Annotated in this window: 19 protein-coding genes; 15 read left to right on the forward strand and 4 right to left on the reverse strand. The window is 64.7% G+C overall.

Annotated elements, in window-relative coordinates:
• Nucleotides 1-2: 2 nt before the first annotated feature.
• The 3 genes from AC0L3D_RS10630 to AC0L3D_RS10640 all read left to right on the forward strand — a co-directional run bounded on the left by AC0L3D_RS10630 (nt 3) and on the right by AC0L3D_RS10640 (nt 5,261).
• On the forward strand, nt 3-2,024 hold the full coding sequence (locus AC0L3D_RS10630) for a hydantoinase/oxoprolinase N-terminal domain-containing protein (RefSeq protein ID WP_473644200.1): 2,022 nt from the start codon (nt 3-5) through the stop codon (nt 2,022-2,024).
• A 357-nt stretch (nt 2,025-2,381) separates the two neighbouring features.
• Complete coding sequence (locus tag AC0L3D_RS10635; RefSeq protein ID WP_473644202.1) at nt 2,382-4,574, forward strand: malate synthase G; 2,193 nt, start codon at nt 2,382-2,384, stop codon at nt 4,572-4,574.
• A gap of 144 nt (nt 4,575-4,718) precedes the next feature.
• A complete protein-coding gene (locus AC0L3D_RS10640; protein WP_473644204.1) occupies nt 4,719-5,261 on the forward strand; it encodes a hypothetical protein in 543 nt (180 codons plus the stop codon).
• Between the two features lie 103 nt (nt 5,262-5,364).
• Here the strand turns inward: AC0L3D_RS10640 and AC0L3D_RS10645 are convergent, their stop codons facing one another.
• Both AC0L3D_RS10645 and gshB read right to left on the reverse strand, forming a co-directional pair.
• Nucleotides 5,365-6,897 carry a YifB family Mg chelatase-like AAA ATPase gene (locus AC0L3D_RS10645; protein ID WP_023801437.1) on the reverse strand — a complete coding sequence of 511 codons (1,533 nt, stop codon included), beginning with the start codon at nt 6,895-6,897 and terminating at the stop codon, nt 5,365-5,367.
• Between the two features lie 183 nt (nt 6,898-7,080).
• Entirely contained in the window at nt 7,081-8,022 is a 942-nt protein-coding gene (gene gshB / locus AC0L3D_RS10650; protein WP_473644206.1) for a glutathione synthase, read from the reverse strand.
• Between the two features lie 439 nt (nt 8,023-8,461).
• Between gshB and AC0L3D_RS10655 the strand changes: the two genes are divergently transcribed.
• From AC0L3D_RS10655 to AC0L3D_RS10710, 12 genes are all read left to right on the forward strand, one after another.
• A complete protein-coding gene (locus AC0L3D_RS10655) occupies nt 8,462-9,229 on the forward strand; it encodes an SDR family NAD(P)-dependent oxidoreductase (protein WP_473534742.1) in 768 nt (255 codons plus the stop codon).
• A complete protein-coding gene (locus tag AC0L3D_RS10660; protein ID WP_473644208.1) occupies nt 9,226-10,179 on the forward strand; it encodes a 2-dehydro-3-deoxygalactonokinase in 954 nt (317 codons plus the stop codon). Before AC0L3D_RS10655 ends, AC0L3D_RS10660 begins: the two co-directional genes overlap by 4 nt.
• Nucleotides 10,176-10,817: a 2-dehydro-3-deoxy-6-phosphogalactonate aldolase gene (locus AC0L3D_RS10665; RefSeq protein WP_473644210.1), complete on the forward strand. Its 642-nt coding sequence runs from the start codon at nt 10,176-10,178 to the stop codon at nt 10,815-10,817. Before AC0L3D_RS10660 ends, AC0L3D_RS10665 begins: the two co-directional genes overlap by 4 nt.
• Nucleotides 10,814-11,701: an SMP-30/gluconolactonase/LRE family protein gene (locus tag AC0L3D_RS10670; RefSeq protein WP_473644212.1), complete on the forward strand. Its 888-nt coding sequence runs from the start codon at nt 10,814-10,816 to the stop codon at nt 11,699-11,701. The genes AC0L3D_RS10665 and AC0L3D_RS10670 overlap by 4 nt, the downstream gene beginning before the upstream one ends.
• Nucleotides 11,702-11,791: 90 nt before the next feature.
• Nucleotides 11,792-12,862: a D-alanine--D-alanine ligase family protein gene (locus AC0L3D_RS10675; RefSeq protein ID WP_473644214.1), complete on the forward strand. Its 1,071-nt coding sequence runs from the start codon at nt 11,792-11,794 to the stop codon at nt 12,860-12,862.
• 107 nt (nt 12,863-12,969) lie between these two features.
• Nucleotides 12,970-13,638: a helix-turn-helix domain-containing protein gene (locus AC0L3D_RS10680; RefSeq protein ID WP_473644215.1), complete on the forward strand. Its 669-nt coding sequence runs from the start codon at nt 12,970-12,972 to the stop codon at nt 13,636-13,638.
• 29 nt (nt 13,639-13,667) lie between these two features.
• Entirely contained in the window at nt 13,668-14,738 is a 1,071-nt protein-coding gene (locus AC0L3D_RS10685) for an extracellular solute-binding protein (RefSeq protein ID WP_287068076.1), read from the forward strand.
• A gap of 10 nt (nt 14,739-14,748) precedes the next feature.
• Nucleotides 14,749-15,639, forward strand: coding sequence for an ABC transporter permease (locus AC0L3D_RS10690; protein ID WP_287344246.1), 891 nt, complete (start codon nt 14,749-14,751; stop codon nt 15,637-15,639).
• Entirely contained in the window at nt 15,639-16,424 is a 786-nt protein-coding gene (locus AC0L3D_RS10695; RefSeq protein ID WP_473644218.1) for an ABC transporter permease, read from the forward strand. The genes AC0L3D_RS10690 and AC0L3D_RS10695 overlap by 1 nt, the downstream gene beginning before the upstream one ends.
• A gap of 1 nt (nt 16,425) precedes the next feature.
• Complete coding sequence (locus tag AC0L3D_RS10700; protein ID WP_473644220.1) at nt 16,426-17,535, forward strand: ABC transporter ATP-binding protein; 1,110 nt, start codon at nt 16,426-16,428, stop codon at nt 17,533-17,535.
• A gap of 26 nt (nt 17,536-17,561) precedes the next feature.
• A complete protein-coding gene (locus AC0L3D_RS10705) occupies nt 17,562-18,947 on the forward strand; it encodes an NAD(P)/FAD-dependent oxidoreductase (RefSeq protein ID WP_128169332.1) in 1,386 nt (461 codons plus the stop codon).
• Between the two features lie 25 nt (nt 18,948-18,972).
• A complete protein-coding gene (locus tag AC0L3D_RS10710; protein ID WP_023801450.1) occupies nt 18,973-19,326 on the forward strand; it encodes a cupin domain-containing protein in 354 nt (117 codons plus the stop codon).
• Nucleotides 19,327-19,374: 48 nt separating this feature from the next.
• Here AC0L3D_RS10710 and AC0L3D_RS10715 read toward each other — a convergent pair whose 3' ends face one another.
• Together AC0L3D_RS10715 and pyrF are read right to left on the reverse strand one after the other, a co-directional pair.
• Nucleotides 19,375-19,662 (reverse strand): DUF1330 domain-containing protein, encoded by a 288-nt coding sequence (locus AC0L3D_RS10715; protein WP_473644222.1) that lies wholly within the window; start codon nt 19,660-19,662, stop codon nt 19,375-19,377.
• Between the two features lie 17 nt (nt 19,663-19,679).
• Complete coding sequence (gene pyrF, locus AC0L3D_RS10720; protein WP_091592414.1) at nt 19,680-20,363, reverse strand: orotidine-5'-phosphate decarboxylase; 684 nt, start codon at nt 20,361-20,363, stop codon at nt 19,680-19,682.
• Nucleotides 20,364-20,370 lie beyond the last annotated feature (7 nt).

Genomic DNA, 20,370 nt, shown 5'->3' on the forward strand with positions numbered 1-20,370 from the left:
CAATGACCGCCAAATCCTCCCCCCTGTTCCTCGGCATCGACACCGGCGGCACCTATACCGATGCCGTGCTGTGGTCGGAAGCCGGTGGCGCTAACGGAAAGGTTCTGGCCAAGGCCAAGGCGCTGACCACACGCCACGATCTGGCGGTCGGCATTTCGGGCGCGGTCGATGCGGTGCTGCAAAAAGCCGCCACCGATCCGGCAGCAATAAAACTGGTGTCGATGTCGACGACGCTTGCCACCAACGCGCTGGTCGAGGGCCAAGGCGGCCGCGTCGCGCTGGTGATGATCGGCTTTTCCGAGGGCGACCTTGCCCGCGACGGGCTGAAGGCCGCACTCGGCACCGACCCTGTCGTGTTCTGCCCCGGCGGCCACGATGTCCACGGCAATGCGGCAAAACTCGATCTGTCCGGGCTGGAGGCAGCGCTGCCGGAACTCGGCGCCTCGGTGTCCGGCTTTGCCGTCTGCGCCTATTTCGCCACCCGCAACCCGGCGCATGAGCTAAGCGCGCGGAACCTGATCCGCGACATAACAGGCCTGCCGGTCACCGCCAGCCACGAGCTTTCGGCCAAGCTCGGCGGCCCGCGCCGGGCGCTGACGACGCTGCTCAACGCGAGGCTGATCTCGATGATCGACCGGCTGGTGGCGGCGACCGAGGGCTTTCTTGCCGCGCGCGGCATCGCCGCCCCGCTGATGGTGGTGCGCGGCGACGGCGCGCTGGTTTCGGCCGCCTTCGCCCGCCAGCGGCCGATCGAGACGATTCTTTCAGGCCCGGCCGCCAGCCTTGTCGGCGCTCGCCACATGACCGGCCTCGACAATGCAGTCGTCTCCGACATCGGCGGCACCACCACCGACGTTGCCGTGCTCGACCAGGGCCGTCCCAGGCTTGACCCGGAAGGCGCCACCGTCGGCGGTTTCCGCACCATGGTCGAGGCGGTGGCCATGCGCACCTTTGGGCTCGGCGGCGATTCCGAAGTGGCGCTGGAGGATGGCGCGCTCAACCCAAGAATCCTGCTCGGGCCGCGCCGCCTGGTGCCGCTGGCGCTGGCCGGCATGATGCATGGCGAAGCGGTGACCGTCGAACTGGAACGCCAAATCCGCGCGGCCAACCCCAGCCGCATGGATGGCCGGCTGGCGGTCAGGACTGGCGTGCCGGAGCGGCTGGCTGCCGGCCTGACCGGCGCCGAGGCCAAGCTTTATGAACTGATCGGCTCGACGCCCCTCGCCGTCGACAGGCTTTTGACATCAAACGCCCAGAACGCCACCTTGAACCGGTTGGTGTCGCGCGGGCTGGTGCATGTCGCCGGTTTTACGCCGTCGGACGCCGCCCATGTGCTGGGCAAGCAGGCCAACTGGGATGCCGCCACGGCTCGGCTCGGTGCCGAGCTGTTCGCCCGCAGGCGCGACGGCCGCGGGCAGGCGATCGCCGCCTCACCGGAGGCGATCTCGGAACGGGTGCTGACCACGCTGACCCGGCTGTCGGCGGAAGTCGTCCTCGAAACCGCCTTTGCCGAGGACGGGCTGGACGGCGCGGCGACCGTGGCGCACGCGCTGGTCCAGCGCGCCGTCGATTCCCATCCCGGCATCGCACGGCTGAGCGTCGCCCTCGACCGCCCGGTCATCGGCCTCGGCGCCTCGGCGCCGCTGCATTATGCCGGGCTGCCACCGCTGGTCGGCCATGACTGCGTGGTGCCCGAAGATACCGATGTCGCCAATGCGCTCGGCGCCGTCGTCGGCCAGGTCAGGGTTTCGGCGGAGGCGCGCGTCAGCCAGCCCCAGGAAGGGCTGTTTCGCGTCGCCTCAGGCGAAAGCGTGCGTGACTTCAATGACGAGGCGGCGGCGATCGCGGCAGCGGAAAACGAGGTCCGCACCATTGCCGCCGGGCGGGCCAGGGACGCCGGCACCGACAGCGCCGAAATCGAGATCGCCAGCGAATTCCGCGTCTCGACCGTCGAGGGCCAGCGCATGTTTATCGAGGCCCATGTGGTGGCGGTGGCGTCGGGCAGGCCAAGGATCGCGGTGTAGGGCGGGTAATCTCCCCCTTGTGGGGGAGATGTCCGGCAGGACAGAGGGGCTGTCGATCGCGGCATCATTCCAGCTTGGGTTCCTCGCCCCCACGAAGTGGGGGAGAGGTGGCTCGGCGAAGCCGAGACGGAGAGCGGGACTGCGCCTTACGAATGCCCCCTCTCCGTCCGCTTCGCGGCCACCTCTCCCCCGCTTTGCGGGGGCGAGGAACTCGGGCCTGCCGGGCATCTCCCCTCGAGGGAGATTGGCAGCTTTGGCCGGCGGCGAAAAATGCCTACCTTCACCCTAAGCTGAATTGACCCTGCCACCTTGACATGTCAAAGGCCCGGCCAAAGCCTTTCGTCTGGAGAAGCCCCGATGACCGATCGCGTCGAAATCGCCGGATTGCGGATTGCCCGCGAGCTTTATGATTTCGTCGTGAACGAGGCGCTGCGGGGCACCGGCATTGCAGCCGACGCCTTCTGGACCGGTTTCTCCGCCATCGTGGATGATTTGGCGCCGAAGAACCGGGCTCTGCTCGCAAAGCGCGACGCGCTGCAAGGCCAGATCGACCACTGGTATCGCGACAATGGCGCACCCAGCGACATGGAAGCCTACAAGGGTTTCCTGAGGGAAATCGGCTATCTCGCGCCGGAAGGGCCGGCCTTCTCCGTCGCGACGGACAATGTCGACCCCGAGATCTCGGTGGTTGCAGGGCCGCAATTGGTAGTGCCGGTGATGAACGCGCGTTACGCGCTGAATGCCGCCAATGCGCGCTGGGGCTCGCTCTATGATGCGCTCTACGGCACCGATGCCATTCCCGAGACCGACGGCGCCGAGAAGGGCGGGAGATTCAATCCCGTGCGCGGCGCCAAGGTCATTGCCTGGGCGAAGGGTTTTCTCGACGAATCGGTCCCGCTGACGACCGGCAAATGGGCAGGGGTGAACGGGCTTGCCGTGGCCAACGGCATGCTGCGGCTGGGCGAGGGCGCCGGCGCCACCACGCTCGCCGATCCCAAACAGTTTGCCGGCTATCGCGGCGACGCCGATAATCCCGAAGCCGTCCTGCTCACCCGCAATGGCCTGCATGTCGAAATATCGATCGACCGCAGCAACCAGATCGGCAAGACCGATCCGGCCGGCATTGCCGATGTCGTGCTGGAATCGGCGCTGACGACCATCCAGGACTGCGAGGATTCGGTCGCGGCGGTCGATGCGCAGGACAAGGTTTTGGTCTACCGCAACTGGCTCGGCCTGATGAAGGGCGACCTTGCCGAGGAGATCACCAAGGCCGGCAGCACGTTTACGCGTAAACTCAATCCCGACCGGTCGTACACCGCGCCTGATGGTGGCGCGCTGTCCCTGCCTGGCCGCTCGCTGATGCTGATCCGCAACGTCGGCCACCTCATGACCAATCCGGCGATTACAGTTCGCGACAGCAACGAAGTGCCGGAAGGCATAATGGATGCGGCGATGACGGCGCTGATCGCGCTGCACGATGTCGGCCCGAACGGACGACGCGCCAATTCCCGCGCGGGCTCGATGTATGTCGTAAAGCCCAAGATGCACGGGCCGGAGGAAGTCGCCTTCGCCGTCGAGATATTCGACCGTGTCGAGGCGCTGCTCGGCATGGCGAAAAACACCATCAAGATGGGCATTATGGACGAGGAGCGGCGCACCACCGTCAACCTCAAGGAGGCGATCCGCGCCGCCAAGGATCGCGTCGTCTTCATCAACACCGGTTTCCTCGACCGCACCGGCGACGAGATCCACACCTCGATGGAAGCCGGCCCGATGATCCGCAAGGGCGACATGAAGCAGGCCGCCTGGATTGCCGCCTACGAAGCCTGGAACGTCGACACCGGGCTGGAATGCGGGCTGGCCGGCCGCGCCCAGATCGGCAAGGGCATGTGGGCGATGCCCGATCTGATGGCGGCGATGCTGGCGGAAAAGATCGCCCATCCCAGGGCCGGCGCCAACACCGCCTGGGTGCCGTCGCCGACAGCGGCGACGCTGCACGCCACCCACTACCACAAGGTCGACGTCGACGCTGTGCAGGCGGCGCTGAAGAGCCGCCCCAAGGCAAAGCTCGACGACATCTTGTCGGTGCCGGTAGCGGTGCGGCCGAACTGGTCGCCGGAGGAGGTCCAGAACGAGCTCGACAACAACGCGCAAGGCATTCTGGGCTATGTCGTGCGTTGGATCGACCAGGGCGTCGGCTGCTCGAAAGTGCCTGACATCAATGACATAGGCCTGATGGAGGACCGCGCGACGCTGCGCATCTCCTCGCAGCACATCGCCAACTGGCTGCATCACGGCGTGTGCACCTCAGACCAGGTGATGGAGACGATGAAGCGCATGGCCGGCGTCGTCGACCGCCAGAACGCAGGCGATCCGCTCTACCGGCCGATGGCCCCTGACTTCGACAAGTCGATTGCCTTCCTGGCCGCCTGCGACCTCGTCTTCAAGGGCCGGGTCCAGCCCAACGGCTACACCGAGCCGGTGCTGCACGCGCGGCGGCTCGAGCTGAAGGCGAAGGAAGGCCCCTCGATAGCGCGTACAGAGTTTTAGTATAACCCGACAGATATTAGCAATTACGAACACGTCGTTGTCCCGGTGCACGCGATCTGCTACGATTTAATCACCGACAAACGGCTCTGGGAGGCCGTGCGTCCGACATCATGCACAAGATCAACTCAAAACCGGAGAACGGCCATGAAACGGCTTCTGATGGTCGCTGCCCTTGTGGCGGCGGGCAGTTTGGTTGCGATGCAAGGCGCAGCCGCCGATGACGCTGCGATGATCAAGAGCGCTGAATCCGCCGCACCCCCCGCTGTAGCAAGCGGCGCTGCGATCCACGCTATGGATGAGAAGGGTGCAATGCGCACACTGCGCGAGGGCACAAACGGCTTCTGGTGCATGCCGGACAACCCGGCCACACCTGGCCCGGATCCAATGTGTGGAGATGCCAACGCGATGGAATGGGCGATGGCGTGGATTGGAAAAAAGGAACCGCCCAAGGGCAAGGTCGGCTTCATGTATATGCTGGCAGGCGGCACCGATGGCAGCAACACCGATCCTTATGCGACGAAGCCCGAGGAAGGCAACAATTGGGTGGAGACCGGACCGCACGTGATGATCGTCAACGCAATGGACATGATGCAGGGCTATCCGGCTGACCCCAAGCCTGACACGTCCAGGCCATATGTGATGTGGGCGGGCACTCCCTACGCACATCTCATGATTCCGGTTAAGTAGCTGCCGCCGAATTGACTGGCGATCGCGATCAGGCTGCGTAGCGTCAGACTGTCGAGCTCCTGCGGGCCGGGCCGGTCACCCTCCCTCAAGCGGGAGGGGAACGTCACGCCGCCTGCGCCATTCGCTCCGAACTCATGCGGTACGAAATCGCCTCGGCCAGATGGATGCGGCCGACCGTCTCGCTGGCCTCGAGATCGGCCAGCGTCCGCGCCACCTTCAGCACCCGGTGATAGGCCCGCGCTGAAAAGCCAAGCTTTTCGCTGGCATCCCTGAGCAGCGACAGGCCTGATGCATCCGGCATCGCGATCTCCTCGATAACAGAGGGTGAGCAGTGCGCGTTAGTGGTGACGGAGGTCGCGCCGAGCCGCTCGAAACGTTCGCGCTGGGTTGTCCGGGCGCGGGCCACGCGCAGCGCCACATCGGCACTCTTCTCCGCCCGGTCCGGTCGGATCAGATCGCTGGCCGAGACCGCCGGCACCTCGATCCGGAGATCGATGCGGTCGAGCAGCGGGCCGGAAATGCGCGCTTGGTAGTCGGTGCGGCAACGATCGCCGCGCAGGCAGCGATAGCCCGGCTCGCCAGCCATGCCGCAGCGGCACGGGTTCATCGCCGCGACCAGTTGGATGCGCGCCGGATAGGTGACGCGATGATTGGCGCGGGCGATCATGCAGTCGCCGGTCTCCAGCGGCTGGCGCAGCGCATCTAGCGCCTGCGGCGAGAATTCGGGAAACTCGTCGAGGAACAGCACGCCGTGATGGGCCAGCGAGGCCTCGCCCGGCCGCACGCGCAGGCCGCCGCCGACCAGCGCCGCCATCGAGGCCGAATGGTGCGGCGCGCGGAACGGCCGCCGGTCGGTCAGCTTGCCTTCGCCAAGCTCGCCTGCCACCGAGGCGATCATCGAGACTTCGAGCAATTCCCGCGGCGCCAGCGGCGGCAGGATCGACGGCAGCCGCTGCGCCAGCATCGATTTTCCCGATCCTGGCGGACCGATCATCAGCATGTTATGGCCGCCGGCCGCCGCCACTTCGAGTGCCCGCTTGGCGGTCTCCTGGCCCTTGATGTCGGCAAGATCCGGCAGGTCGCGCGCCGAGGCATGGATGCCGGCCTCCGGCCGCGACAGCACCTGCGTGCCGCGAAAATGATTGGCGATGGCGATCAGGCTGCGCGGCGCCAGAATGTCGAAATCCTTGCCGGCCCACGCCGCTTCCGGACCGCAGGCGAAAGGACAGATCAGGCCCTTGCCTTCGGCATTGGCGCCGATCGCCGCCGGCAGCGCGCCGGCCACCGCGGCGATGGTGCCGTCGAGCGACAGTTCGCCAAGCACGACATAGCCGGCCAGCATGTCGCCTGGAATGGCGCCAAGCGCCGCCATCAGGCCAAGCGCGATCGGCAAATCGTAATGGCTGCCTTCCTTGGGCAGATCGGCGGGCGCCAGATTGACGGTGACCTTCTTCGACGGCATCGACAGGCCCGATGCGTGCAGCGCCGCCTGCACCCGCTCCCGGCTTTCGGCCACCGCCTTGTCGCCGAGGCCGACGATGTGCATGTTGACCTTGCCGGGCGCGATCATCACCTGCACGTCGACCGGCACGGCCTCGATGCCCTGGAAAGCGACCGTACGGACCCGCGCAACCATCTTTTCTGCCCCCGGACATGGGCCCGCCCGAAGCCCATGCGATCATGCCGCGAACGGCGTCATCTGAGACAACCACAGATTTTGGGCAAAGGCAAGAACATTACGGGAACAATCGAACGTGGTGCCTTGATGGCGTCGCATCGGCTACGGATCGGAAAACCGCTGTTCCGGCAAGCATGGGTGCTACTTGCGCTTGTCCTCAACCGCATCCCAGAACAGGCTGGCGATATCGGCGCCGCCGAAGCGTTTTACCTCGCGCACGCCGGTCGGCGACGTCACGTTGATCTCGGTCATGTAGTCGCCGATCACGTCGATGCCGACGAGGATGAAACCGCGCTCTTTCAGCGACGGGCCGATGCGGGCGCAGATCTCGCGTTCGCGCTCCGTTAGTTCCGTTTTTTCGGCGCGGCCGCCGACATGCATGTTGGAGCGTGAATCAGTCTCGGCCGGCACCCGGTTGATGGCGCCGACCGGCTCGCCGTCGATCAGGATGATGCGCTTGTCGCCGGCTCGCACCTCCTTCAGATAACGCTGAACGATGTAGGGCTCGCGGAACATCTGGCCGAACATTTCGAGCAGCGAGGCGAGGTTGCGATCGGCCTCGTGAAGGTGGAAGATGCCGGCGCCGCCATTGCCGTAGAGCGGCTTGACGATGATGTCGCCGAATTCCTTGCGGAAGGCGGCAACCTCTTGGCTGTCCTTGGTGATCAGCGTTTCCGGCATCAGGTCGGGAAACTCGGTGACGAAGATCTTTTCCGGGCTGTTGCGCACCCAGGCCGGGTCGTTGACCACCAGCGTCCTGGGATGGATGCGCTCGAGCATATGCGTCGTGGTGATGTAGTTCATGTCGAAAGGCGGGTCCTGCCTGAGCAGGAGGACGTCCATCTCCGACAGGTCGGTGCGCACTTTCTCGCCGAGCGAATAGTGACTGCCCTTCTCGTCGCGGACCTGCATTTCCTCGACGCCGGCAAACACCTTGCCGTCGCGCAGCGACAGCCGGTCGGGCGTATAATGGAACAGCTGGTGGCCGCGCCGCTGCGCTTCCAGCGACAGCGCAAACGACGTGTCGCCGGCAATCGAGACGGTGGAGATGTGGTCCATCTGGACAGCGATTTTCAGAGGCATGGCGGATCTCCGGCGGATCGGATGGGCTGCTTGCCCTTACAACCTCCCCGGTCATCTGCCAATCGCGACATTTTGAGGATTGCCTGCTGGGCGTAGCTGAGGCGCAGGCGGAGCGCCTTGCCCAGTTCGGCTGCGCCGGCAGCAACGATTCCTGTTCGGCGGGCCGGTTGGTTTCGATGCCACGCTCGGCTATCCCAGAAATTCGCTCCGTGGCACCTTGCGCTCAAGGCGATCTGACGAGCGACTTGTCAGACACAAGCCCGCGAATTTGCGTTTTCTCCCTTGCTCCCCCGACCGGTCTGGCTAGGATGCGCGCCGACCGAGCCTACGGCGCCGCGCGTCCTTTTGGATGCGCAAACGACGCTGTAGCACTTTGATTTGCGCATGATCCTTCCGAAAATCGAAATCGATTTTCGGGGTCATGCGCAGGGAGAAAAAAATGATGCCATCGGCGCGCTTTGCCGACCTTGAGGGCGCTTCGGTGCTGATTACCGGCGGCGGCTCCGGAATTGGCGCGGCGCTGACCGAGGGTTTTGCCCGCCAGGGGGCAAAGGTCGCCTTCATCGACATCGCCGACGGCCCGAGCCTGGCGCTGGCCGACCGCATCGAAAAGGATCTCGGCCGCCGCCCCCTCTATCTCAAGACCGACATACGCGACGTCGAGGCGCTGCGGGCTTCGGCCGCCAGGGCGGCAGAGGCGCATGGCGACGTCACCGTGCTGGTCAACAATGCAGCACTTGACGATCGCCACGCGGTGGAAGACGTCACCGTGGAGTTCTGGGACAACAACCAGGCGGTCAACCTGCGCCCGCATTTCTTCTCCGCACAGGCGGTGGCGCCGGGCATGAAGCGCGCCGGCGGCGGCTCGATCATCAACTTCACGTCGACGTCGTTCCTGATCAATCACCCCGACATGCCGGCCTATACCGCCGCCAAGGCCGGGATCGTCGGCCTGACCAAGGGGCTTGCCGGCAAGCTCGGCGCCGACGGCATTCGCGTCAATGCGATCGCACCCGGCTGGGTGATCACCGAGCGGCAGAAGCAGCTCTGGGTCACCGAACAGGCGCTCGCCGCCCACGTGGCCAAGCAATGCATCAAGCAGGTGATGCAGCCGGAAGACATCGTCGGCACGGTGCTGTTCCTGGCGTCGGACGCTTCGCGCATGCTGACCGCACAGATGCTGATCGTCGATGGGGGCTTCCTGTGAACTCAGCGAGCAACGTGCCTTCTGTGGCCGCCGTCGACTGGGGCACCACCCGTCTCAGGGTCTGGCTGGTCGATGAGGCCGGAAACGTCCTTGCCGAGCGTCGCGGCGACGACGGGCTGATCACCGCGCAGGCGGCCGGGTTTTCGACCATCCTCGAAGGACATCTGGCGGCGATGGGCGCGCCGGAAACGATGCCCGTGATCATCTGCGGCATGGCCGGCTCGCGCCAGGGCTGGCTGGAGGCGCCCTATGTCAGCGTGCCGGCGCCGATCGGCGCCATCCTTGCCGGTGCTGCGCGCGTTCCCGGCCAGCGCCGCGACATCCGCATTGTGCCGGGCCTTGCCCAGCGCCAGGCCGACGCGCCCGACGTCATGCGCGGCGAGGAAACGCAGCTTGCCGGCGCCGGTTTGCCGGCAACAAGCCGCCATCTCGTCTGCATGCCCGGCACCCACTCCAAATGGGTGCTGGTCGAGGACGGCGCCGTTGCCGGTTTTGGCACCTGGCCGACCGGCGAGCTGTTTTCGGTGCTGGCGGCGCATTCGATCCTGCGCCATTCGCTGGGCGAGCAGCCCAAGCCGGTTGCACCAGGCAACCCGTTTTTCCAGCGCTGGTGCGAGATCGCGCTGGCCGAGGGCGGCGATGTCACATCGAGGCTGTTCTCGATCCGCGCTGCGGGCCTTTTGCAGAACCTGAAACCCGACGATGCCGCTGCCTGCCTGTCCGGCCTGCTGATCGGCGGCGAGATCGCCTCGGCCAGCCGCCGCTATCGAAAAGGCGCGGCGTCGATCGTGCTGGTCGCATCCGGCGCGCTCGGCACCCTCTACACTGAGGCGCTCGGTCTTGCCGGGCTTGCGGTGAGAGCCGTCGATGCCGACGAGGCGGTGCGTGCCGGTCTCATCGAGGCGGCGCGCAAAAATGGCATGATTACTGGAAGCGGAGTTGCCGCATGACCGAGACCGCATCGTTTCCGAAGCTCGAGCGCGGGCTTGTCGCCATCCTGCGCGGCCTCAAGCCGGACGAGGCGGTGGCCGTCGGCCGGGCGATCTTCGAGGCCGGCATCGAAGCGATCGAAGTGCCGCTCAATTCGCCGGATCCGTTTGTCTCCATCGCGAGAATTGTTGAGGCGCTGCCGGCGACGGCATTGGTCGGCGCGGGGACTGTGTTGACCGCAGCCGATGTCGACGGACTGAACAAGGCCGGCGGGCGGCTGCTGGTCAGCCCCAACATCGATACGGAGGTCATGGGTCGCGCCATGAATTACGGGATGGTGACGATGCCGGGCGTATTCACGCCGACCGAAGCCTTCCAAGCCATCCGGCTCGGCGCCTCGGCGCTGAAATTCTTCCCGGCCAGCGTGCTCGGCGCGGCCGGGATCGCGGCGATGCGCGCCGTTTTGCCGGCTGAGACGCTGGTCGGCGCGGTCGGCGGCGTGTCGGAGAAGGACTTTGCCGGCTACAAGGCGGCCGGTGTCAGCGTCTTCGGCCTCGGCTCCAGCCTGTTCAAGCCTGGTATGAGCGTCGACGAGGTGGCAACGCGGGCCCAGGCCGCAGTCGCGGCCTGGGACGCAGCGTTTGGAGCAGCGCCATGAGCGAAGCCATCGTTTCGGTTTTTTCCGACCATGTCTGTCAGCTCGGCGAAGGCCCGAGCTATGACCCCGCCACCGAAACGCTCTACTGGTTCGACATCGTCAACGGCCAGCTTCTGGAAAAGCCCCTGTCCGGCGGTGCCGTCAAAATCCACGAGCTTGGCCAAATGGCCAGCGCGATCGCCGTCGTCGACGACAAAAGACAGTTGATCGCCACCGAAACCGGCCTGCATGTCCGCGACGTGGCGACCGGCAAAATGACGCTGCATACGGCCATCGAGGCCGACAATCCGGCGACGCGCTCGAACGATTCGCGCGTCCATCCCTGCGGCGCCTTTTGGGTCGGCACGATGGGCAAGGGCGAGGCAAAGGCCGCTGGCTCGATCTACTGGTTCTTCAGGGGTGAATTGCGCCGGCTCTATTCAGACATCACGGTGTCGAACTCGATCTGTTTTTCCGAAGATGGAACCGTTGCCCATTACACCGATACCAGCACCGGCCTGTTGATGCGCGTCGGCTGCGATCCGGCGACCGGCCTGCCGGCTGGCGAGCCAAAAATCTTCGTCGATCACCGCAAGGCCAAGGGCTATGTCGACGGTTCGGTGCTCGATCGCGACGGTGTCCTGTGGAACGCGTGCTGGGGCGGCAGCGTCGTTGAAGCCTACGGACCTGACGGCAAGCTCATCCGTTCGGTCGCGATGCCGGTGACGCAGCCGTCCTGCCCGGCCTTTGTCGGCAGGAATGCCGACCGGCTGGCGGTCACCTCCGCCTGGTCGGGCAAGGATAAGAAACAGCGCCTGCTGGACCCGCAAGCCGGCATGACGTTTCTGCTCGACATTCCGGTCAACGGCCGCTTCGAGCCGCGCGTGCTGATTTGCCTAGGCTGACGTCGATTTCGCGAAAGCCTGATACATCCGCGATGCGATGGTAGGCAGTCGCGCTGCCAGGCCCGTTCATCGCCAGGAATCGTTGATGCCATGTCAAGCCGCAGGCCGAAGCTGATCCTAGTCTACGAGCCGGAAAACGCCTGCTTCGAGCGGCTGGTTGCCGATGGCCACGTGCCGGGGCGCGCCGCCGAAATCGCCTCCTATCTGGCGCAATCGACCGACATCGCCCCTGAGTTCGACGCGCTGGCCGCAGCCTGCCAGACGCGCGGCCTGTCCTTCGCCCCGGTGGCGCTCGACGATGCCGCAAATCTGCTTGCCGGTGAGGATCCGAAGACGACGCTGGTGTGGACGCTGACCGACGGCATCGCCTATTTCCGTGGCGGTGCGGCGCCGGCGCTGGCAAGGCTGAACGGCCTGAAGCTGCTCGGCGCCGATGATGCGCTGTTTGCGCTCTGCCAGGACAAGTTCCGCTCCGGCGCCGTGCTCGGCGCACTTGGCCTGCCGGTGCCGCAATCCGGTTTGGCACGCGACGGCCGCTGGCTGGTCGAGCCACCGGCTTCGCTAGCCGGCTGGTTCGTCAAGCCGAGCCGGCTCGGCGCCAAGATTGGCATCTGGCCGGATTCGCGCAGCAGAGATCTCGGCCACGCGCTTGAGCTTAGCCGGCGCGTCTTCGCTGCCTATCGCGACGATGTCGTCGTGCAGCCTTACGTCACCGGGCGCAATGCGCGCGCCAGTTTTCTCGGTCTGAAGCCGGACACCGGCGTCGAAGCGCTCGGCATCGTCTTTGTCGAGTCGGGAAGTGATTTCCAGACAATGGAAGACAGCCTGGCGCTCTACGGCGACACTGGGGAGGCTGCCAGGGCGGCGGGAACATATGCCGAGCCGGTGCTGCTGCCGGTTGCCGCCAGCCAGCCGCGAGCCGATGCAAGGATCCGACGGATCGCGCAAAGCCTGATCGCCGGGCTTGGCCTGCGGGATGTGTTTTCCGTCGATTTCCGGATCGAAGCCGACGATAGCATCCACCTCATCGAGTTCGAGGTCTGCCCGGGCCTGCCTTGCTTCGATTTCCGCGCCTATTGCCGCACGCAATGGCAGATGGGCCTCGCCGATGCGATGGCCGCGACCGCCGCCAGCCGTTTTTTCGCCTCGCCCACGAAATGAGCAGCGCCCGCGTACGCAGCCGCGCCGACGGGCCAGGACCGTGCCTCGACAAACGGCTTGCGTTCCGACATTTCACTTAATAGGGTGTTAAGTGAAGGAGGCACTCGGTGAAAGTCGACCCTGCGACATTCCCGGAGGTAGCCGCGCTGGCGACGACGGAAGCCGGCAAGGCCAAGCATGTCGGCGGCCGGATCAAGGCCATTCGCATGGCCCGACGCATTTCGCTTCGCCAGCTGGCTGACATGGTCGGCACGACGGCGAGCTTCATCAGCCAGCTCGAGCGCAATCTGAGCGGCGCCAGTGCCAGCACCTTGATGCGGATCGCGGCAGCCCTGGATCTCGGCATCAACGAGCTGTTCGAGCAGACTGAAGGTGGGTTCCACAAGGTGCTTACCAGAGCCGACCGCCCCCTGCTGCCGATCAGCCACGGTTGCCGAAAGACGCTGCTGTCGCGTCGGCCGATCCATGAATTCGAGGTTTATTCGGGGGAGTTCGACGTCGGCGGCTCGACCGGCGACGAAGCTTACACGCATGGCGGCAAGCACGAGATGTTCGTCGTCCTGAAGGGCACTGTCGAGCTGACGCTGGCAGACGAGCGCTTCGTCATGAACGAAGGCGACAGCATCGAATACGCAACCTCGACGCCGCATCGTACAGAGAATGTCGGCAAGAAGCCGGCGCAGGTGCTCTGGATCATCGCGCCCCCGACCAGTGGCGCGGCGGAACTCAATCGATACACGCCCGGACAAGGCTCGCAGCTGGACGGACCGAACTAATGCGGGTGCACATAAATGGGAGATAAAACATGAAGACCAAGATCGGACAGGTGGCCGCGCTCGGGCTGCTGATGATCACCACAGCAGCGCTTGCGCAGAGCAAGCCGGTGGCGGGCGAGGTAGCAGAGGGCTCGCTCAAGGGCAAGACGCTCACCTTCGTCTCGTATGGGGGCATTTATCAGGATGGTCAGATCGCCGCGCTGAAAGAGTTCGTCGACAAGTCAGGCGTGACGCTGCTCAGCGACGGGCCAACCGAGATCTCGAAATTGCAGGCGCAGGTCGAGTCCGGCAATGTCACCTGGGACGTTGTCGATACCGGCGATTTCCCGCCCTACGTCTATTGCGGCAAGCTGTTCCAGAAGCTGGACTTCTCAAAGATCGATACGTCCAACATTCCGGAGGGCCAGATCAGCGAATGCAGCGTGCCGGCCATGAACTATGGCGTGGTGCTGATGTACAACACCGAAAAGTACAAGGATAACCCGCCCAAGAGCTGGAAGGATTTCTTCGACATCGAGAAATTCCCGGGCTCGCGCGCCCTGGAGGGCAGCGGCGATCTGTCCGGCGGCATGATCGAGCAGGCACTGCTCGCCGCCGGCGGGTCGGTCGAAAACATGACCGTTGCCGATATCGACAAGGCTATCGAGAAGGTGAAATCGCTCGGCCCGGACACGATCTTCTGGAAGACCGGCGCCGATTCCCAGCAGCTCGCCGAATCCGGCGAAGCCGACATGATCGCGATGTGGACCGGACGTGCCATGACCGCGGTGAAGAACGGCGCGAAGTACACGCCGGCGTGGCAGGACTGGCTGGTGGTGATGGATCAGATGACCATTCCGATGGGCGTCAAGGACCCCGACGCGGCGCATGCGCTGATCAACGCCTATCTCGGCAAGAGCGCGCAGGAGACGCTTGCAAAAACCACCTCGTATACCCCGATCCACAAGGACGCGAAGCCCGAAGTGGACGAGATCACCGCGGCGTTCATGACCAACACGCCGGACAAGCTGAAGCTTGGCTATCAGCAGAACATCAAGTTCTGGGTGGAGAACTTCGAGGTGGCGAACGAAAAGTGGAACGGGTTGATGGCCGGCAATTAGGTCCGCCGCCGTGGCAACGAGAGCAATCGACAGCCGGGACACTGTTCCGGCTGTCACGGCAGACGGCCGGCGGCGCTGGTTTCGTGGACAGGCTTTCTGGCTCGTCGCGCCGGCGCTGCTGCTGCTCGTCATCTGCCTGGGCCTGCCGCTCGCCATCGTGACCTTGCGCAGCTTTTCCGAGCCGCAATGGGGATGGCAGAACTATGCCTGGTTCTTCGGCACACCGGTCAATCTGACGGTGCTTCAGCGGACCTTCGCGATCTCCGCCTGGGTGACGCTGGTATGTCTCATCGCCGGCTATCCCTATGCCTATGTGATGACCGCGGTCGGACCCAGGATGCGGCTCGTCCTCATTCTGTGCGTGCTGGTGCCGTTCTGGGTGAGCGGCGTCGTGCGCACTCTGGCATGGGTCATCCTGCTGCAGGATTCCGGCGTGATCAACTCCGTCATCAGGGCAGTCGGCCTTAGCCCGGTCAAGCTGATCCGCACGCAGACAGGCGTGGTGATCGGCATGGCTCAGGTGCTGTTGCCGTTCATGATCCTGCCGCTCTATTCGGTGATGAAGACGATCGACCTGCGGCTCATGCAGGCGGCACGGAGCCTCGGCGCGAGCCCGGCGCGCGCCTTTGCCCAAGTCTATCTGCCGCTCTCGCTTCCGGGCGTCTACGCGGGCGCCATCATTGTCTTCATTCTTGCACTCGGGTTCTACATCACCCCGGCGCTGCTCGGTGGTCCGCGGTCGACCATGCTCTCGACCCTGATCCAGAACCAGGTGCTCAGCCTGCTCAACTGGGGCCGCGGCGGTGCGATGGGTGTGGTGCTGTTGATCGCCACCTTCGTCCTGCTCGCGCTCGCAGCACCGCTGTCGCGTCAACCGCACAAGATGGGCTCGAGACGCTGATGAAACAGCCCGGTCGAATCCTGCTCGGTCTGTACTGCCTGCTGGTCGCGGTCTGGCTGGTCGCACCGACAATCGTCGTCGTGCCGATGTCGTTCAACGACAAGAAGTCGCTGGCCTTTCCGCCATCCGGCTTTTCCTGGCAGTGGTACCAGAACTTTTTCACCAACCCCGAATGGTCGGCGAGCCTGGTCGGCTCGCTCAAGGTCGCCGTCGTCACGGCGCTGTTCGCCACCGTCATCGGCACGCTGGCGGCATTCGGCCTCGATCGCATGAAAAGTCGCGTCAGCGGCGTGCTGCGCGCGCTGCTGATCACGCCAATGGTCGTGCCGGGGGTGGTGCTCGCCGTCGGAATCTACGCGGTCTATCTCGATACGCGGTTGGTCGGCACCATGACCGGCTTCGTGCTGGCCCACACGATGCTCGCCGTTCCTTTCGTCATCATCGCCGTCTCCGCCAGCCTGGAAGTCTTCGACAAACGGCTGGAGACTGCTGCGGCCAGCCTCGGCGCGACCCGGCTGACGACGTTCAGGACGGTGACCTTGCCGCTGATCGCGCCGGGCATCCTGTCGGGGCTGCTGTTTGCGTTCGTGACCTCATTCGACGAGATCATCGTCGCGCTGTTCATCACCAGCCCGTATCTGAAGACACTGCCGGTCCAGATATTCTCGAGCATTACCCGGGACGCCGACCCCACCGTTGCGGCAGTGGGCACGCTGCTCTTCATCGTGACGTCGCTAGTGATCGGGGCGGGGCTGTTGATCGGTTCGAGACAGGGAAAACGTTGACATGGCCTCACCATCGACCCGCGGCGCAGCCATAGATCTCAAATCCGTCAGCAAGCACTATGGCAGCTTCATCGCCCTCGACGAGGTCTCGCTGCGCATCGAGCCGGGGGAGTTCATGACGCTGCTCGGACCCAGCGGTTCGGGCAAGACGACCACGCTCAACGTCATCGCCGGCTTCACCGAAGTCAGCTCGGGTTCGCTTGATGTCGGCGGCAAAAGCGTCATCGGCGTACCGGCGCACAAACGCAATATCGGCGTCGTCTTCCAGCACTACGCGCTGTTCCCGCATATGACGGTGAGCAGGAACGTCGCATATCCGCTGACCCTGCGCAGCATCGCCAATCCCGATCGCGCGGCCCGGGTGCGCAAAGCGCTGGACATGGTGAGGATGGCCGATTTCGGCCACCGCTTCCCCAGCGAGCTCTCCGGCGGACAGCAGCAGCGCGTCGCGCTGGCACGTGCCATCGTATTCGACCCGCCGCTGCTCTTGATGGACGAGCCGCTCGGCGCACTCGACAAGAAGCTGCGTGAATGGCTGCAGCTCGAGATCAAACGGATCCACAGGGAATTGGGCACCACCTTCGTCTACGTCACGCACGATCAGGAGGAGGCCCTGGTCCTCTCGGACCGCATCGCCGTGTTCAACCAGGGACGCATCGAGCAGATCGGCACCGGTCGCCAACTCTACGACGAGCCCGAGACGTTGTTCGTCGGAAAGTTCGTCGGCGACTCGACGATACTGCGTGGTGCAGCCTCCACCTCCGGCAACGAGACCGCCATCGACGTAGCCGGACGGAAAGTGGCCGCCGCCACACGCCTTGCCGACGGCGCCAAGCCGGTGATGCTGCTGCGGCCGGAGAAGCTGAGCCTCGCCAGGCGGGGAAAGGGCGGACAAGATCGAAACACCCTGCCCGGGCGCATCGGCGAGGCCATCTATCTCGGATCTGGCTCCAAATACGAGGTCGTGCTGGCCGACACCTCGAAGGCGATCGTGCGCTCGACGCTGGAGGCCGAAACCTTCGCCATCGGCGACGAGGTCGACCTCGTATTCGCGGGCAACGACGTGAAGCTGCTGGCCGACGACGAGAATGCCGATTTCACGCTGACCTAAAATCCTGTCTGGGAAAAATCGCGACAATGGACGTGAAGAAGAACGGCGACGTTTCATTCTGGTATGCCGACATCGGCGGCGTGCCCGGCTATCGGCCGCCGCTGCAGGGCGATATCGTGGCCGACGTCTGTATCGTCGGGGCCGGCTACACCGGCCTTTGGACCGCCTATTATCTGAAGCAGGCAGCCCCGCATCTCAATATTGTCGTCATCGAGAAGGAGTTCGCCGGCTTCGGTGCTTCGGGGCGCAATGGCGGCTGGCTGTCCGGCGGCTTCTCATGGTCGCGCGAAAAATATGAGGAGGCAACCTCGCGCGCTGGAGTCATCGCCATGCAGGCGGCAATGACGGGCACAGTGAACGAGGTCATATCGGTTGCGGAAGCTGAAGGCATCGACGCCGACATTCGTCGCACCGACGAACTGCTGGTCGCAACCAACGAAGCGCAGGAGCAGCGCGCCAAGGCGATGTATGCCCATGCCAGATCCTGGGCGCTGACCGACGAGCGCGTCGGGTATATCGATGCAGCCGAGATGCGTCGGCGCATAGCGGTACACAACGCCCGCGGCGCCTTCGTCATCAAGAAGGTTGCGCGGATTCAGCCCGCAAAGCTGGTGCAGGGGCTCGCCAGGGCAGTGGAGCGGCTCGGCATCCCGATCTACGAACAGACGACCGTGCTGTCGATCGAGAGCGGCAAGGTCGCAACCAACCGGGGCGTGGTGCGGGCCGAAAAGATCGTGCGGGCGACCGAGGGTTTTACCGCGGGAATCGCCGGCCACGAAAGACTGTGGTTGGCGCTCAACAGCGCCATCGTGGTCACCGAGCCGCTTTCCGACAAGCTGTGGAGCGAAATCGGCTGGGATGGCTACGAGGTGCTCGGCGACGCCGCGCACACTTACTGCTACGCCCAGCGCACCCGGGAAGGACGCATTGCCATGGGCGGGCGCGGGGTGCCCTATCGGTTCGGCTCGAAGACCGACGTTCGAGGCGTCACCCAGCAGGCGACGATCGACAAGCTGCATAAAATCCTGACGACGCTTCTGCCGCAGACCAAGGGGCTCAAGCTCGACCATGCGTGGTGTGGAACGCTGGGCGTGCCGCGCGACTGGTGCACGACGGTGGGCTTTGACAGGCAGACCGGAATAGGCTGGGCCGGCGGTTATGTCGGCCTCGGCGTTTCCACCTCGAACCTCTCGGGGCGCACTCTGCGCGATCTGCTGCTGGGCAACGACACCGAGTTGACGCGGCTTCCCTGGGTCAATCGAACCGTGCGCAAGTGGGAGCCAGAGCCGCTGCGCTGGCTTGGCGTCCATTCGATGTATCAGCTCTATCGAATTGCCGACGAGCGGGAAGCAAAGGGGCTGCCGCGCACGTCGCGGCTGGCCGCCCTGGCCGATCGCATCACCGGGCACTGAACCGCATCACTTCAGGAATTTAGCAATGATCGACTTCAAGACCTTCGCCCACCTGGCGCATATCGACCTCGGTGAGCCCCAGCCGAAGCCCACCTCGCTGGAAGGCGATCAGATGGAAGCAGCCAACACGCTTTGGACTTCCGAGGATGGCAAGATCGAAGTCGGTGTCTGGGAATGTTCGCAAGGCCGGTTCACCGCGCGCCGTGACACGAATTCCGAGATTTGCCACATCGTGTCCGGCCGCGTGACGCTGCACGGTCCTGGTGGCGCAGCCAAAGATGTCGGACCCGGCGAATTGCTCGTCCTGCCGCTTGGCTGGGAGGGCGAATGGACCATCCATGAGAAAACGCGCAAGCTTTACATCCTGCATTCGATCTGAACGCCGCGGGCACGTTCGCGACGGTACGGCAGTGGCCGCTGAACTAAACTAGACCCCTTCGACCAGCACGATCTCGCCGTCGGCCACCTTCTGCCGGATCGCGACGGCGCGCTGGTATTCGGGCGAGTGATAGCAATCGTGCGCCGCAGCCAATGACGGAAACTCGATGATCACGTTGCGGTCGCGGCCCGGCCCTTCTGCTTTTTCATGCGCACCGCCTCGTGCCAGGAAAACGGCGCCGAAACGATCGAAAGCCGGTTTGGCGGCAGTAACATAGCCCTTGTAACCTTCCGCATCGCGCACATCGACGCGGGCGATCCAGTATCCCTTCGGCATGCTTGTTCTCCGAATTGTTAGGCCGAGCGCATTTCGTCAAGAATTGCTTCCGCGACCGCTCGCCTGTCGGCGGCGCTGACGATCGGCCGGCCGACGACGAGATGGCTGGAGCCGTTGCGGATCGCCTGCGCCGGCGTGACGACGCGTTTCTGGTCGCCATGGTCGCTGCCCTTGGGCCGTATCCCCGGCGTGACGACGGCCATGTTGGGGCCGACGATTCGGCGCACCGCTTCCGCTTCCTCGGCCGAGCAGACGATGCCGCCCATGCCGGCATGCAGCGCCTGCTCGGAGCGCCTCAGCACCAGCGTATGCGGGTCATGCTCATAACCGGCGTCGATCACGTCCTGCTCGTCCATCGAGGTCAGCACGGTGACGCCAAGCAGGCAGAGATCGCTGCCCCTGGCGGCCGCGACCGCTGCCTTCATCGTCTTCGGATAGGCGTGCAGCGTCAGCATGGTCATGCCCATCCTGGCAATGGCCTCGACGCCCTTGGCTACCGTGTTGTCGATGTCGAGCAGCTTCATGTCGAGGAAGATCCTGGTGCCGCCGCTGGCGAGCTCGCGGGCGAAGTCGAGGCCGCCGGCGAAGGCGAGCTGATAGCCGATCTTGTAGAAGGAGACGACCCCGTCGAGCTCGCGCACCACCGTCTCGGCGTCCTTCAGCGTCGGCACGTCGAGGCCGACGATCAGCCTGTCTTGCATGGTGCTG

This window comes from Mesorhizobium sp. WSM4837 (assembly GCF_055811435.1).